This is a genomic window from Caulobacter sp. GW821-FHT09B08, from assembly GCF_059418225.1.
The window spans coordinates 156,416-170,452 of sequence record NZ_JBWKPL010000003.1 but is presented as its reverse complement, the minus strand read 5'-3'; the positions used below and the strand labels follow the sequence as shown (position 1 = coordinate 170,452).

14 protein-coding genes are annotated in these 14,037 nt (G+C 68.7%); 7 read left to right on the top strand and 7 right to left on the bottom strand.

Annotated elements, in window-relative coordinates; genetic code table 11:
* The first annotated feature begins 1 nt into the window (after position 1).
* Both serB and AC07OA_RS11470 read left to right on the top strand, forming a co-directional pair.
* On the top strand, positions 2-871 hold the full coding sequence (gene serB / locus AC07OA_RS11475) for a phosphoserine phosphatase SerB (RefSeq protein WP_494663935.1): 870 nt from the start codon (positions 2-4) through the stop codon (positions 869-871).
* Positions 868-1,533, top strand: a complete 666-nt coding sequence (locus tag AC07OA_RS11470) for an HAD family hydrolase (protein ID WP_494663934.1) — start codon at positions 868-870, stop codon at positions 1,531-1,533. Before serB ends, AC07OA_RS11470 begins: the two co-directional genes overlap by 4 nt.
* Here AC07OA_RS11470 and AC07OA_RS11465 read toward each other — a convergent pair.
* Together AC07OA_RS11465 and AC07OA_RS11460 are read right to left on the bottom strand one after the other, a co-directional pair.
* Positions 1,530-3,845 carry a putative bifunctional diguanylate cyclase/phosphodiesterase gene (locus AC07OA_RS11465; protein ID WP_494663933.1) on the bottom strand — a complete coding sequence of 772 codons (2,316 nt, stop codon included), beginning with the start codon at positions 3,843-3,845 and terminating at the stop codon, positions 1,530-1,532. The two genes, AC07OA_RS11470 and AC07OA_RS11465, sit on opposite strands and share 4 nt — an antisense overlap.
* Before the next feature lie 5 nt (positions 3,846-3,850).
* Complete coding sequence (locus AC07OA_RS11460) at positions 3,851-4,477, bottom strand: cupredoxin domain-containing protein (RefSeq protein WP_494663932.1); 627 nt, start codon at positions 4,475-4,477, stop codon at positions 3,851-3,853.
* 179 nt (positions 4,478-4,656) lie between these two features.
* Here AC07OA_RS11460 and AC07OA_RS11455 point away from each other — a divergent pair, with 179 nt between their 5' ends.
* Together AC07OA_RS11455 and AC07OA_RS11450 are read left to right on the top strand one after the other, a co-directional pair.
* On the top strand, positions 4,657-5,499 hold the full coding sequence (locus AC07OA_RS11455) for a DUF3034 family protein (RefSeq protein ID WP_494663931.1): 843 nt from the start codon (positions 4,657-4,659) through the stop codon (positions 5,497-5,499).
* 12 nt (positions 5,500-5,511) lie between these two features.
* Entirely contained in the window at positions 5,512-6,024 is a 513-nt protein-coding gene (locus AC07OA_RS11450; RefSeq protein WP_494663930.1) for a group I truncated hemoglobin, read from the top strand.
* 178 nt (positions 6,025-6,202) lie between these two features.
* On the opposite strand, the gene hflC is transcribed toward AC07OA_RS11450, so the two are convergent.
* On the bottom strand, positions 6,203-7,048 hold the full coding sequence (gene hflC / locus AC07OA_RS11445; RefSeq protein WP_494663929.1) for a protease modulator HflC: 846 nt from the start codon (positions 7,046-7,048) through the stop codon (positions 6,203-6,205).
* On the bottom strand, positions 7,045-8,151 hold the full coding sequence (hflK, locus tag AC07OA_RS11440; RefSeq protein WP_494663928.1) for an FtsH protease activity modulator HflK: 1,107 nt from the start codon (positions 8,149-8,151) through the stop codon (positions 7,045-7,047). The genes hflC and hflK overlap by 4 nt, the downstream gene beginning before the upstream one ends.
* Positions 8,152-8,248: 97 nt before the next feature.
* Between hflK and AC07OA_RS11435 the strand changes: the two genes are divergently transcribed.
* The 3 genes from AC07OA_RS11435 (at position 8,249) to AC07OA_RS11425 (ending at position 10,385) form a co-directional block, all read left to right on the top strand.
* On the top strand, positions 8,249-9,358 hold the full coding sequence (locus AC07OA_RS11435; protein WP_494663927.1) for an Mrp/NBP35 family ATP-binding protein: 1,110 nt from the start codon (positions 8,249-8,251) through the stop codon (positions 9,356-9,358).
* Positions 9,359-9,489: 131 nt separating this feature from the next.
* Entirely contained in the window at positions 9,490-9,954 is a 465-nt protein-coding gene (locus tag AC07OA_RS11430; RefSeq protein WP_494663926.1) for a hypothetical protein, read from the top strand.
* A 26-nt stretch (positions 9,955-9,980) separates the two neighbouring features.
* Positions 9,981-10,385, top strand: a complete 405-nt coding sequence (locus AC07OA_RS11425; RefSeq protein WP_494663925.1) for a Fur family transcriptional regulator — start codon at positions 9,981-9,983, stop codon at positions 10,383-10,385.
* Positions 10,386-10,454: 69 nt separating this feature from the next.
* On the opposite strand, the gene AC07OA_RS11420 is transcribed toward AC07OA_RS11425, so the two are convergent.
* From AC07OA_RS11420 to AC07OA_RS11410, 3 genes are all read right to left on the bottom strand, one after another.
* Positions 10,455-11,765 (bottom strand): outer membrane protein transport protein, encoded by a 1,311-nt coding sequence (locus AC07OA_RS11420; protein WP_494663924.1) that lies wholly within the window; start codon positions 11,763-11,765, stop codon positions 10,455-10,457.
* 272 nt (positions 11,766-12,037) lie between these two features.
* Complete coding sequence (locus AC07OA_RS11415) at positions 12,038-12,946, bottom strand: SDR family NAD(P)-dependent oxidoreductase (protein ID WP_494663923.1); 909 nt, start codon at positions 12,944-12,946, stop codon at positions 12,038-12,040.
* 95 nt (positions 12,947-13,041) lie between these two features.
* Positions 13,042-14,034 carry an HlyD family secretion protein gene (locus AC07OA_RS11410; RefSeq protein WP_494663922.1) on the bottom strand — a complete coding sequence of 331 codons (993 nt, stop codon included), beginning with the start codon at positions 14,032-14,034 and terminating at the stop codon, positions 13,042-13,044.
* Between the last annotated feature and the right edge of the window lie 3 nt (positions 14,035-14,037).

Sequence of the window (14,037 nt, the reverse complement as noted above, 5' to 3'; positions counted from 1 at the left end):
CATGCTCGCGATCACCCTCGTCTCGCCCGACCCTGCCGCCCTGGCGGAGGCGGCCGCCGCCGTGCGCGCCACGCTGGAGGTCTCCTCCGAAACCGTGCTGGGCGAGGGGGCTCTGGATCTGTTCGTCGATGGTCCTCCAGTCGAGAGCCACCAGGCGGTCAAGGTGGCGGTGGGCGAGCGGCCGGTCGACTTCGCCGTCCAGCCGGTCGAGAACCGCAGGAAGCGCCTGCTGATCGCCGACATGGACTCCACGATCATCAACGTGGAGTGCCTGGACGAACTGGCAGACTTCGCCGGGGTCAAGGACAAGGTCTCGGAAATCACCGAACGCGCCATGCGCGGCGAGCTGGCCTTCGAAGGCGCCCTGCGCGAACGCGTGGGCATGCTGACAGGCCTGTCGGTGAACGCTCTGCAGGCCTGCTACGACGACCGCGTGAAGCTGAACCCCGGCGCGCGCACCCTGGTGCGGACCATGGCCGAGCATGGCGCCCGCTGCGCCCTGGTCTCGGGCGGCTTCACCTTCTTCACCTCGCGGGTCGCCGAGGCGGCCGGCTTCCACCTGAACCGCGCCAACACCCTGATCGAGGCCGACGGCAAGCTGACCGGCCAGGTGGGCGATCCGATCCTGGGCAAGGAGGCCAAGCTGGCCGCTCTGCGGGAAGAGACCTCGGCCCTGGGCCTGACCCCGGCCGACGCCCTGGCCGTGGGCGACGGCGCCAATGACCTCGCGATGATCGAGGTCGCCGGCCTGGGCGTGGCCTACCGCGCCAAGCCGATCGTGGCGGCCCAGGCCCACGCCAAGGTCGATCACGCCGACCTTACCGCCTTGCTCTACTTCCAGGGCTACAAGAGCGCGGAGTTCGTCTCGTGAGCTTCCCGCGCGGCGTCCAGGCCGTGGTGTTCGACATGGACGGCCTGTTGCTGGACACCGAGACCGTCTACCAGGCGGCGATGGCCGAGGCCGGCCAGGCCTTCGGCATCGACTTCACGCCCGCGATCTACCAGTCGATGGTGGGCAAGACCAATCCCGAGTGCGCGGGGATGCTGCGCGGCCTGTATGGCGACGACTTCCCGGTCGAGGCCTATTTCAAGCGCACCTGGACTGACGTGGAGCTGATCCTCGAGGCCGAGGTGCGGCTGAAGACGGGCGTTATGGAGATCCTCGACTATCTGGACGCCCTGGGCGTGCCGCGCGCCATCGCCACCTCCAACAGCCGCGAGGCCGTGGAGCGCTATCTGGGCCGCTTCGACCTGGTCAAACGCTTCCACGCGGTGGTCGCCAACGCCGACGTCGTGCGCCACAAGCCGCATCCGGATCCCTATCTGGAGGCCGCCCGCCGGCTGAACGTCCATCCGACCCTGTGCCTGGCGCTGGAGGACTCCCACCCCGGCGTCCGCGCGGCCCACGCGGCCGGGATGATGACGATCATGGTGCCCGACATCCTCGATCCCAACGAGGAGATGCACGACAAGTGCGTCCACGTGGCCGACAGCCTGCACGTGGTGATGGACCTGCTGAAGGCGGCGGCCTAGGCGGTCTTGCGGCCCTCGGCCGGCGTCGCCAAAAAGCCTTCCAACGCCGCCAGCGGCATGGGCCTGGCGATGTGGAAGCCCTGGGCCAGGTCGCAGCCCATCATCTGGAGCATAGCCAGGGCCTCGCGGCTCTCCACGCCCTCGGCGACGACCTTCAGGCCCAGGCTGTGGGCCAGGTCGATGGTCGACTTCACCAGCAGGGCGTCCTTGGCGTCGCTCTCCAGCGACAGAACGAAGGCCTTGTCGATCTTCAGCTCGTCGGCGCTGATCTGCTTCAGATAGGCCAGGGACGACAGGCCCGAGCCGTAGTCGTCGATGGAAACGGCGATGCCGGCGGCGCTCAGCTTCTCCAGCACGCCCAGGGCGACGTCCGGATTGCCGATCACGGCGGTCTCGGTGATCTCGAAGCAGAAGCGCGCCCCGGCGGCGGTCACTTTCTCGATGGCGCGGTCGGCGAACTCGGGATCGTCGATCAGGCGGCCGGAGATGTTGATCGACATGGTCAGGTCGTGGCCGGCCTGGCGCAGGGTCTTCTGGTCGGCGATGGCCATGTCCAGCACGCAGTCGGTCAGGGCGCGGATGTGGCCGGTCTCCTCGGCCATGCCCACGAAAAGGTCGGGGCGCAGCAGGCCGCGTGTCGGGTGGTTCCAGCGCACCAGAGCCTCGACGCCGGTCACCCGGCCTTCGCGCAGGTCCAGCTTGGGCTGGTGGTGCAGGAACAGCGCGCCGCTGGCCACGCCCTCCAGCATCTCGCTCATCAGCGAGAGATTGCCGGCCGGGTCGCCATAGGCCTCGGCGTCGAAGGGGGCTACCTTGCGGCCGGACGCGCGGGCCTGATCGAGGGCGATCATGGCGTGCTCGACCAGGCGGAAGGCGCTGATCCCGGCGTCCGCCCCGGCCACGCCGTGGGTCAGGTGGACGTCCACCAGTTCGCCGTCCAGCCGGACGGGGGCCTCCAGCATCGGCGCCAGGGTCTCGACCCGGGGAACGGCGGTCTCCAGGTCGGTCATGTTGGAGATCACGCAGAGGGTCGAGGTCGTCAGGCGGGCGACCGTCACGCCGGGATCGATGGCGCGGACCCGCATGCCGATCTCGGTGACCAGCTGGGTGAACAGGGCGTAGCCGATCGCGCCGCGCAGGAAGGCGAAGCGGTCCAGGCCCAGGGCGCCGACCACCACCTGCTGGCCGGGCTGGAGGCGGGCCATGCGGGCTTCGATCTCGCGCTCGGCGGCCAGGCGGTTGGGCAGGCCTGTCTCGGCGTCGTGCAGGGCCAGTTCGGTGATCCGGTGCTCGCGCTCGCGGATCTCGGCGGCCATCAGGTTGAAGCTGTCGGACAGGCGGCCGATCTCGTCGCTGGAGCGCACGTCCACGTGGGCGGCCTCGCCGCGCTGCAGCCGGCGGGCGGCCTCGTCCAGGGCGATGATCGGCTTGGCGATGTCGCGCGACAGGGCCCAGCTGGCGGCGGCGACCAGGGCCGCGCCGATCAGGCCGGCGATGATCACCGCGGCCATCAAGGGCTGATAGGGCGCCATGGCCAGGGCCATGGGATAGCGCAGCACCAGAGCGGCGGGGGTCTGGCCGTCCAGCGCCTTCAGCGGCCTGACCAGCACCAGGTTGTCGCCGTGGGCGGTGCGCAGGCGCCCGGGGGCGGTGATCTTTTGGCCCATGGCCTGGGCGACGAAGGCTCCCAGGGCCTTGGTGTCGGCGGTCTTGTCGGTGGTCACCCAGGTCTCGCCGCGACGGTCGAACACCTGGGCCTCCAGACGGATGGCCGCCAGCTTCTCCAGGGCGGTCATCTCGTGGTCGTCCAGCCGCGCGCCGAACACGATCCAGCCGGTCAGGGTGGGCGACATCACCGGCGCCGAGATCAGCTGGTACGGCTGGCCGTCGACGATGAACACGCCCTGGGCGCCGTCCTCGGCGTCCAGGGCGCTCCACAGCTTCTCGATGTCGACCTTGGACGGGTCGACCCCGACCACGTCGCCGTCGACCCCGACCAGGAAAGCCAGGTCCAGGCCCATGCGCTGGCGCAGGTTGGTCACCGCCGACTGCACGGTGGGCGCGTCATGGGTGGCCACGGCGGCGCGGAAGCCGAAGTCGCGCGAGAGGAGGTCGGCCCCGTCGCGCAGTCGCTGGGTGCGCAGGGCCCAGACGCTGTCGAACACCGTGCCGGTCGCCGCCAGTTCCTTGCGGACCTGCTGCTGGGCGTTGTTGGCGATGGTCAGATAGACGGTCACCGCCACCAGGCTGAGCGCCAGGGCGAACAGTCCCGCATAGAGGACGGTCAGCTTGGTCTGGAGGCGGTTGAACATCGGGGTCAGCGCCCGCCGGCGCGCAGTTCGACCGTCGCGGTCTCGCGCGCCGCGCCGTGCACGGCGGTGGTGGTCAGGGTCTTCTCGTTCTTGGGCGCGCGCAGATAGGGATGCCAGACCTTGGCGACCACGGGGCCATCGGGCAGGCCCCGGATCACCGCGTTTCCGTTGGCGTCGCTCTTGGCGGCGTAGGCGGTGTCGACCACCTTGATGAAGCCGACCATCTGGTCGTGGATGTTGCAGCCGATCGCGGCCACGCCGACCGCGGGCAGCTTCACCACGCGGTTCTCCTCGTGGCCGTACAGCTTCAGCTCGAACTTGTTGCCGGCCGAGAACGAATAGACGTGGTGGCGCACCTTATCGAGGTTGGGGAACGACACTTCGGCCCCCGCCGGCACGATCAATACGAACGGCGTGAACTGGATGTTCTGCTGGGCCACGCGGTAGGGCCAGTCGAACTTGATCGGGCCCTTGGTGGGCTGGCCGTTCGGATAGACGGTGACCACGGCGTCCGGCACGGGCTTGCCGTCGGCGCCGCGCACCGAGACGGTGAGATCGGCGGCCTGGGCCGACACAGCGATCGCCGCTGCGGCCGTCAGCGCAACCCTGAAGAGTATTGATGCGATCTTCATGGCTCTGCTTTAGCCTTGTCGCGATGAAATCCCAGTTAATGCGCGAAGATCGGCGGCCGTCGAAGAGAACTGCGACATTTTGACATGCTGAAGGTTCGTTAAAGTCTTTCTCGGCATGGTCCCGCGCGAAAGCGCTTGGGGACGTCATGCGATCGAGACTTCTGGGATTGGCCGCCTTTATGGTGACGCTTGGCCTGTGCGGCGCGGCGAGCGCCGGCGAGATCGAGCCGGGCGGCAAGCTGCTGCTGACCGGCGGCGTCAGCGCGCTGGAAGGCGGGGCCGGCGGCGGTCTGTCGACTTGGGCCCTGATCGGCGGCAACGAGACCACGCGCGGGATCGGTGGCAGCGTCCACGCCACCTATGTGAACGTCCCAGATTACGAGCTGCGCTCGGCCGGCGTGACGATGGGCCTGTTCGACCGGCTGGAGCTGTCGTTGGCCCGCCAGGAATTCGACACCGGCGCGACGGGCGCCAAGCTGGGCCTGGGGCGGGGTTTCACGTTCAAGCAGGACATTGTTGGCGTGAAGGTCCGCGTCCTGGGCGACGCGGTCTATGACCAGGACACCTGGCTGCCGCAAGTCGCCGTCGGCGCCCAGTTCAAGCAGAACAACCAGCCGGCCATCGTCCGCGCCGTCGGCGCCCAGGACGACACCGGCGTCGACTACTACGCCGCCGCCACGAAGTTGCTGCTGGACAAGAGCCTGGTGCTGAACGGCACGGTGCGCCTGACCAAGGCCAACCAGACGGGCCTCTTGGGCTTCGGCGGGGCCAAGGACGGCTACGGCGCGCAGTTCGAAGGCTCGGCCGGCTATCTGCTGTCCAAGCGCCTGCTGGTCGGCGCCGAATACCGCTCCAAGCCCGACAACCTCGGCTTCGCCAAGGAGAACGACTGGGCCGACGTCTTCGTGGCCTATGCGTTCAATAAGACGCTGTCGGTGACGGCGGCCTATGCGGACCTGGGCGACATCGCCACCTTCAAGAACCAGCGGGGCCTCTACGTCTCGCTGCAGGCCGGCTTCTAGAGGATCACGACCATGCGCCTCGTCCTGGCCGCCACGGCCCTCTCTCTGACCTTCGCGGGCGCGGTCGCAGCCCAGACCGTCCCGCCCGGCGAGAAGCCGGTCGATCCCTACGTTCAGTCCAACGACAACGCCGACGCCGCGCCCCTGAAGGACCAGCGCGTCCTGGCGGCCTTCCACGGCAAGGATGGCCTGGCCCGGATCGCCGGCGACCTGGTGGACCGCAACATCGCCGACCCGCGCATCAAGGACATCTTCGCCACGGCCGACACCGTGCGGCTGAAGCGAACCCTGACCGAGCAGTTCTGCTACATCCTGGCCGGGCCGGCTTCCGAGGGCGGCTGCGACTACACCGGCAAGGACATGACCGCCGCCCACAAGGACCAGGGCATCACCTACAAGGACTTCAACGCCCTGGTCGAGAACCTGCAATGGGCGATGAACAAGGAAGGCGTGCCCTTCGCCGCCCAGAACAAGCTGCTGGCCAAGCTGGCTCCGATGAGCAGGCAAGCGGTGGAGCGGAAGTAAGCGCTTTTCCTTCTCCCCTTGCGGGAGAAGGTGGCCTCCGAAGGAGGTCGGATGAGGGGTCTTTCAAACGAAAACCGCCGCGACCGGCCTTTCGGCTAGTCGCGGCGGTTCTGTCTTTCGACCCCTCATCCGTCGGCTGCGCCGACACCTTCTCCCGCAAGGGGAGAAGGATAGGTTCCTACCCCGCCGGGCCTTTCTCGAAATACTTGAAGAAGGCGCTGTCGGGCGAGAGCACCAGGGTGGTGTCGCCCTTGCCCAGGGCGGCCTCGTAGGCGGCCATCGAGCGATAGAAGGCGGCGAAGGCAGGATCGCGGCCGAAGCTCTGGGCGAACAGCTGGGCGCGCTGGGCGTCGGCGTCGCCTCGGATCTTCTCGGCCTCCTCGTAGGCGGTGGCGACGATCTCGCGGCGCTTCTGCTCGCCCATGGCCCGCAGTTGGGCGGCTTCCTGCTTGCGGGCGGTCTGCATGCGCTCGAACACCGCCTGGGCGTTGGCCGGGGGCAGGTCGGCGCGCTTGATCCGCACGTCGATGATCTGGACGCCCAGGTCCGAGGCGGCCACCTGGCCCGCGACCTTGGCGCGGATGGCGGCCATCACCTGGGCCCGCTTGCCGGCGATCACGTCCTCGGAGTTGGAGCGGCCGATCTCCTCGCGCAGGGCGGCGTTGACGATAGTCTCCAGGCGCTGCTTGGCGACGCCCTCGGTGCCCAGGGTGCGGTAGAACTGGCGCGGATCGGTGATGCGGTAGCGGACGAAGGCGTCGACCACCAGGCGCTCCTGGTCGGCAGCGGTGACCTCTTCCTCGTTGGCGTTCAGCTCGATGTTGCGCTTGTCGAACCGCAGCACCGTCTCGAACGGGCTCTTGAAGTGCAGGCCGGGCGTCAGCACCGTGCGTACCGGATCGCCGAAGCGCACGACCAGGGCCTGCTGGCGCTGGTCGATCTTGAACAGGGTGACGTTGGCCAGGATCAGCAGGCTGACGGCCGCGACGCCGGCGGCGATGGCTTTTCCGCTGAGGGTGCTCATCGGGCGGCTCCTTCGACGACGGTGGCGCTGGCGGCCGGGGTCTTCGGCCGGAAGGTTTCGGAGGGCAGGATGATCGGGGCGTTGGCGCCCTTGCTGTCGACGATCACCTTGTTCGAGCGCTCCAGCACCCGCTGCATGGTCTCGATATAGAGGCGCTCGCGGGTGACGGCGGGGGCCAGCTTGTACTGCTCGTAGACCTGGTTGAAGCGCGCGGCGTCGCCGGCGGCCTCGCGGACCACCTGTTCGCGATAGCCGAGGGCCGCCTGGGTGATCTGGGCCGCCTCGCCACGGGCGTTGTTGGCCGCGGACTGGGCGTTCTGGGCGGCGCGCTGCACGTCGCGATAGGCTTCCAGCACCGGGCCGGGCGTGGTGGCGGTCTGGATGTTGACGCTCTGGACCGACACGCCGATGTCGTAGCGGTCGAGGATCTGCTGCATCAGGGCGCGCGTCTGGGCCTGCACCTGGCCGCGTCCGTTGGTCAGGATCGGGGTCAGGGCGGTCTTTCCCACCACCTCGCGCATGGCGCTCTCGGCAACGTCCTTGATCACCGAGTCGGGCTCGTAGACGTTAAAGGTGTACTTGGCCGCGTCCGACACCCGCCACTGCACGGTGAAGGAAAGGTCGACGATGTTCTCGTCGCCGGTCAGCATCAGGCGTTCGTCGGCCACCGGCTGGGCGGCGCTGCCGCCGATGTCCATCGACTGGGTCGAGGTGAACGGCACCATCTCGGCGCGCTCGATGGGGTAGGGCAGGTGGTAGCGCAAGCCGGGGCCGGCCGTGCGGCTGTAGGCGCCGAAGGTGGTGACCACCGCCTGGTCCTTGGGCTGGACCACGTAGCAGCCCGACAGGGCCCACAGCCCGACCAGGACCGCGCCGGTGACGGCGATGGCGCGCGGGCGGCCCGGGCCGTTGAAGGCCTGGCGCAGGCGCTCGGTCACGCGATCGACCAGGGCGTTCAGGTCGACGGGCGGCGGCGGGGCGCCGGGACCTTTCGGCGGGCCGGGACGCGGGTCTTCGCCCCTGGGCCGGTCTCCGTCCTTCTTGCCGTCGTTGGGCGGCGGGGATCCCCAGGGGCCGGGGCCGGCGTTGTCGTTCCAGGGCATGGGCGGCTTGGTCTTCCCGTCACAGAATGGGCGGGGTTGTAAAACGACCCCCGCACGCGGATATGAGAGCCCCCGCAGAACAAGGCAAGACAAACCCGTGACCGCAGCTTTCCCCGCCACCCTGGACGACGCGCGCGCGGCGCTGGACCGGGTGATCGATCCGATCACCGGCGAGGGCCTGGTCGCGGCCGGCCTGGTGCAGGGCCTGGTGGTCCGCGCCGGGCGCGCGGGCTTCATGCTGGAGGTCCCGGCCACCGACGCGGCGACCTACGCCCCGGTGCGCGAAGCCGCCGAGAAGGCGCTGGCCGGTCTGCCGGGGATCGAGGTCGCCCAGGTCGTCCTGACCGCCCAGGCCGCCGAAGGCGCGACCCGGGTGCGCAAGGGCGCCAAGGTTTCCGAGGACGGCCAGGCCAAGTTGGTCCCGCCGCCCCAGGCCGAGAAGCCGGCCCATGTGATGCACGTGGTCGCCGTGGCCTCGGGCAAGGGCGGGGTGGGCAAGTCCACCGTCGCCACGAACCTGGCCTGCGCCCTGGCCGCCCAGGGGCTGCGCGTGGGCCTGCTGGACGCCGATGTCTACGGTCCCTCCGCGCCCCGGATGATGGGCGTCGACGGCGAGCCGGTCTACGAGGACGGCAAGCTGGTTCCGCTGGAGGCGCACGGCGTCCGCCTGATGTCGATGGGCTTCCTGGTCGACGAGGGCCGGGCGATGATCTGGCGTGGCCCGATGGCCTCGTCGGCGGTGCGCCAGATGATCCACGACGTGCGCTGGGCCACGCAGGACGCGCCGCTGGACGTGATGGTGGTCGACCTGCCGCCCGGCACCGGCGACATCCAGCTGACCCTGGTCCAGAAGCTGCGCATCGACGGGGTGGTGCTGGTCAGCACCCCGCAGGAGATCGCCCTGATCGACGCCCGTCGCGCCGCGGCCATGTTCGGCAAGACCGCCACGCCGATCCTGGGCCTGATCGAGAACATGGCCTTCTTCGCCGATCCCTCGACCGGCGCCCCGATCCCGATCTTCGGCGCCGGCGGCGGCGTGGCCGAGGCCCAAGCCCTGGGCGTGCCGGTGCTGGCCCAGGTGCCCATCGAGATCGCCGTGCGCGAGGCGGGCGACGGCGGGACCCCGGTGGTGCTGCGTGCGCCCGACAGCGCGGCCGCCAAGGCGTTCGCCGAGGCCGCCAAAATCCTGTGGGCGACCATTGGATAGAATTTGCGATTGACTCGCAACTGGAGTCGGCCTTAGTTGCGATCTGTTCGCAAGAACTGTATCGGGCCGCTCACCGAGGTCACACTGGGCAAGCAGGATCGGCCCCCTGTCTTGTCCGGGAGACTTGCGGCGTGCGGCCCGATCCATCCCAACCCATCGACCTTGGCGACCTGCTCTATGGCGAGCACCTGATCGTCTGGGCGTTCCGCAGCTTCGCCCGCGGGCGCGACTGCCTGATCGTCCGGCGCGAGTTCGACCACGGATGCGGCGAGCGCGCGGGCGAGGCCTTCGCGGCCATGCGCGTGTTCGTCCAGCAGTGGGCCATGAAGGGGTGTCGCGCGATCGTCCTGGCGCCGCCCGGGGGGCTGAGCGTGGCGCGGGACGAGGCGACGATGCTGGGGCTGTTCGCCGCCGCTCAAGGCGGCGACGGGGCGGGTTTCGCCGGTCATTTCCACCTGCTGACCGGCGGCCCGCCCAACCCTATCGTCGAGCGCGCCGTGACCCTGGTCGCCGAGGCCCTGCTGGCGCGCGGACACCGTCTGCGCCCGCTCGGCGCTCCGGCCCCCGTCGCCGATGCTTCGCGCCTGAGCGCCTGACCCCCATCGCCACCGGAGACGCCCGCTTGCACCGCCTCGAGAAACTCTGCGTCGACAAGGGCATGCGCATGACCGAGCAGCGCCGGGTGGTGGCCCGCGTGCTGTCGGCCGCAGACGATCACCCCGATGTCGAGGAACTGCACCGTCGCGCCCACGCCGTCGATCCGCACATCTCGATCGCCACGGTCTATCGGACGGTTCGCCTGTTCGAGGAAAGCGGCATCATCGAGCGTCACGACTTTCGCGACGGCCGCTCGCGCTACGAGGAGACACCCGACCACCACCACGACCACCTGATCGACATGAAGACCGGCAAGGTCGTCGAGTTCGTGGACGAAGAGATCGAGGCCCTCCAGAACGCCATCGCCCGCAAGCTGGGTTACCGCCTGATCGATCACCGGCTTGAGCTCTACGGGATGCCGCTGGACTAGCCGCACCCAAAGAAAAAGGCCGCCCGGGTTGCCCCGGACGGCCCTTGTTTCGTCGGTCGACGTGGAGGCTTAGAAGCTCCAGCGCATGCCGGTCGAGATGACCACGGCCGAACCGCTGACGTCGCCCTGGAGGTTCAGGGTCGTGGCCGCCGCGGTGCCGCCGTAGATCGTCTCGGTGCGGTTGATCTGGGTGTCCTTGAAGGCGATGTAGGACAGGGCCGCATCCAGCTTGATGGCGTTGGTGGCCGCCCAGGTGGCGCCCACCGCGTACAGGGTGCGGTCGCCGTCCGGCACGCGGGCGGTGCGGCCGACGTCCGGAGTCGGGGTCGGATCCTTTTGCACGCCGCCGCGCAGGGTCAGCTTGTCATTGACGTCGTAGTCGATGCCGACGGCCACCGTGGTGGTGTCCTTGTAGTTCTGCTCGCTGACGCTGCCGCCGCCCGTGTAGGTGACGACGATCTTGTCGAACTCGCTCCAGCCGATACGCGAGACCGAGGCGTTCAGGGTGACCTTGTCGTCGACCTTCCAGCGGGCGCCCAGGTTGGCCATCCACGGGGTGGTGATCTTGGCCACGCCGTCGGTGTTGACGTTGGCGCCGGCCAGCGGACCGACCAGGCCGCTGATCAGGACCTTGCCGTCCAGCTCGTGCTTGATCTCCGAACGGTACGAGGCCCCGATCGTCAGGTTCGAGGTCGGGTGGAACTGGGCGCCGGCGTTCCAGCCGTAGTCCCAGTTGCCTTCGCCCTTCAGCGACGACGAGCCGTCGGCCAGGGCCGGCGACAGGTTCGGCAGGGCCGAGGTCAGCTCGGCGTCGGTGTATTGGGCCGAGACGCCCACGCCGACGTCGAACATGTCGTTGATGCGGTAGGCGACGCTGCCGTTGACGTCGATGGTCTTCAGGTTCGACTTCAGGGCGTCGTAGCGGGTCCAGCTACGGCTGTTGTAGTCGGTAGTGAAGTTGTAGGGCGCGGCGACGGTCAGGCCCAGGGCCAGCTTGTCGTTGACCCGGAAGGCGCCGGCGAAGTTGGGCACGATGCCGTTGTTGATCGGGCCGCCGGCGCGGGGCTCGCCGCCCACCGGGCTGGTCAGGCCGCCCGGGATGACCGGACGGGTCAGCGTGGAGTTGGCGTTGTCGACCTGCGAGTCGACCTGGACCAGGTGGACGCCGCCGTAGACTTCGTTGGTGTCGATGCCGGCGATGGCGGCGGGGTTCCACCACAGGCTGGCGGCGCCGCGGTCGGCGACTTCGCCCGAATAGGCGCGACCGGCGCCGCGCACCGATTGTTCCTGCAGGTAGAACGCGGCGGCCGAGGCCTGGCTGGCCACGACGAGCGCGGCGACGGCCACGCCGCCGGCGAGGATTTTACGCGAAATGGACATGAGAGAGACCTTCTGGGGGAGGAGGTTCCGGCGCCCTTGATGGCGCCGGTTGCCGTCGCTCTAACGCATTCAGTCAAAAAACGTTGCTATTTATTCGCGTAACAATGAATTTTGTACATGGTGTCAAATAATCGTTGGCCTGTGCGGCCATCTATATTTCGTCGTTATGTCAGAAGCGCTGTCGGTTGCCTGAAATAGACGCAAAAAGGCCGGCGAACAGAATATTCGCCGGCCACATTCGCGCCGCAATCCGATCCCGCGACAGGGGAAAACTAGCCGCCGGCCAGTTTGCGGAAGAACTTCGCGCCCTGTTCGCCGCCGTTGAAATAGGCCTTCTGGTCGGGCTCGGCGACGATCTTGTCCCAGTTGTCGCGGACTTCCTCGGCCGACAGCCCGCCCTCGCCCAGATAGACGCCCTCGGTCTCGTAGATGCGCGACAGGGCGAAGGCGCCCGCGCCGGCGGTCAGGATCGCGCCGGTGGGGGCGTCTTCCGAGACCAGATAGACCACGCCCGGAGTGACGTATTCGGGCTTCAGCTTCTCCAGCACTTCGGGCGGCATCAGGCCCTCGGTCATGCGGGTGGCGGCCACCGGGCTGATGGCGTTGATCTTGACGTTGTTCTTGGCGCCTTCCAGCTTCAGCGTGTTCATCAGGCCCAGCACCGCCATCTTGGCCGCGCCGTAGTTGGACTGGCCAAAGTTGCCGTACATGCCCGAGGACGAGGTGGTCACGACGATGCGGCCGTAGTTCTGGGCCTTCATGATGTCCCAGACCGCCTTGATCGGCTTGAAGGTGCCGAACACGTGGACCTGCAGGACCAGCTCGAAGTCGGCCAGCTCCATCTTGCTCAGGGTCTTGTCGCGCAGGATGCCGGCGTTGGCGATCAGGATGTCGATCCGGCCCCACTTGTCGAGGGTGGTCTTGACCAGGTCCGCGACGCCAGCGTCATCGGTCACCGAGGCGCCGTGGGCGATGGCCTCGCCGCCGAAGGCTTTGATCTCGGCCACCACGGCCTTGGCGGCTTCGGACGAGCCGCCCGAACCGTCGACGCTGCCGCCCAGGTCGTTGACCACCACCTTGGCCCCGCGCCGCGCCAGTTCCAGCGCATGCTGCCGGCCCAGACCGCCGCCGGCCCCCGTGACGATCGCCACCTGACCGTCGAACCGGATATCGTCCGCCATGCTCGTATCTCCCTCAAACGCGTGTTTGGTTTGGCGCGTTTGTGCGGTGCGGGAGACGGGGCGTCAAGCTCCTCCCCCGAAGGGGACGGAAGCCCCTAGCTCTTAACCGGATCCGGCTGGCTATTCGCCGGGCGCTTGGCCCCCGCCGTTGCGCCGGGCTTCATGAACTTCACCAGCACGCGCTGGCCGATCAGGAACGGGGTGCCGTCGGCGCTGATGACCACTTCCACCACGCGGGCGTCGGTGCGTTCCGACGGGTCGTCGGACTGCAGCTTGCGGGCGCCGAAGACGGCGGCGCGGCGCAGGACCTTGCCGGTATAGACCTTGGACTGGTCGGCTTCCGGGATGATCTCGACGGCCTGGCCCAGGCTGACGAAGGGGATGGCCGACTCGCTGATCTCGGCGCGGACGATGCGGGCGGTCTGGGGCTCCAGGTCGAACATCGGGGTGACGTTCAGCGACGAGGCGCCGGCGCCGGGATTGGCGTAGCGGCGGGCGATGCGGCCGTCGGCCGGGGCGCGGATCACCGTCAGTTCCTGGTTGTAGCGGGCCTGGTTCAGCTGGGCGGTCGCCACCTGGATGGCGGCCTGCTGGGCCTGGATATTGGCGTTGGCCGAGGCGATCTGGTCCTGGGCCGCGTCGAGGCGTTGGCCGGCCACGAAGTTGGAGGCCGAGAGGTTCTGCAGGCGCTTGTACTCGCGCTGCCCGGTGCGCAGCTGCACCTGATAGAGGGCCAGCTGGGCACGGGCCGAGTTGAGGCCGGCCTGGGCGGTCTCGGCGGCCAGGCGCGCGTCGTCGTCCTCCTGCTTGGCCAGAACCTGGCCCTTGGTCACGGTGTCGCCTTCCTGGACCAGCACTTCGCGGATGATGCCCTGGCGGCGCGCGGCCACCTGGATCACGCCGCCTTCGACGTCGGCCTTGCCGTCAGCGACGGCGCCGTAGGGCGTGGCGGGAGCGGCGGCGGCGATGGCGGCCATCTTGGCCTTCTTGGCCTTGGCCTGGCCTTGCATGACGAAGATGATCGAGCCGAGGGAAACGACGATCAGGATGACGACCCAGAAAGACGGTCGGCGAAGCAGGGCGGGCATGGA

What these genes read in the sequence shown, in the direction of transcription:
- AC07OA_RS11460 (WP_494663932.1), bottom strand. Translation starts at nt 4,477, where the DNA reads ATGAAGATCGCATCAATACTCTTCAGGGTTGCGCTGACGGCCGCAGCG.
- AC07OA_RS11410 (WP_494663922.1), bottom strand. Translation starts at nt 14,034, where the DNA reads ATGCCCGCCCTGCTTCGCCGACCGTCTTTCTGGGTCGTCATCCTGATC.
- AC07OA_RS11450 (WP_494663930.1), top strand. Translation starts at nt 5,512, where the DNA reads ATGCGCCTCGTCCTGGCCGCCACGGCCCTCTCTCTGACCTTCGCGGGC.
- AC07OA_RS11420 (WP_494663924.1), bottom strand. Translation starts at nt 11,765, where the DNA reads ATGTCCATTTCGCGTAAAATCCTCGCCGGCGGCGTGGCCGTCGCCGCG.
- AC07OA_RS11455 (WP_494663931.1), top strand. Translation starts at nt 4,657, where the DNA reads ATGGTGACGCTTGGCCTGTGCGGCGCGGCGAGCGCCGGCGAGATCGAG.
- AC07OA_RS11465 (WP_494663933.1), bottom strand. Translation starts at nt 3,845, where the DNA reads ATGTTCAACCGCCTCCAGACCAAGCTGACCGTCCTCTATGCGGGACTG.
- AC07OA_RS11415 (WP_494663923.1), bottom strand. Translation starts at nt 12,946, where the DNA reads ATGGCGGACGATATCCGGTTCGACGGTCAGGTGGCGATCGTCACGGGG.
- hflK (WP_494663928.1), bottom strand. Translation starts at nt 8,151, where the DNA reads ATGCCCTGGAACGACAACGCCGGCCCCGGCCCCTGGGGATCCCCGCCG.
- hflC (WP_494663929.1), bottom strand. Translation starts at nt 7,048, where the DNA reads ATGAGCACCCTCAGCGGAAAAGCCATCGCCGCCGGCGTCGCGGCCGTC.
- serB (WP_494663935.1), top strand. Translation starts at nt 2, where the DNA reads ATGCTCGCGATCACCCTCGTCTCGCCCGACCCTGCCGCCCTGGCGGAG.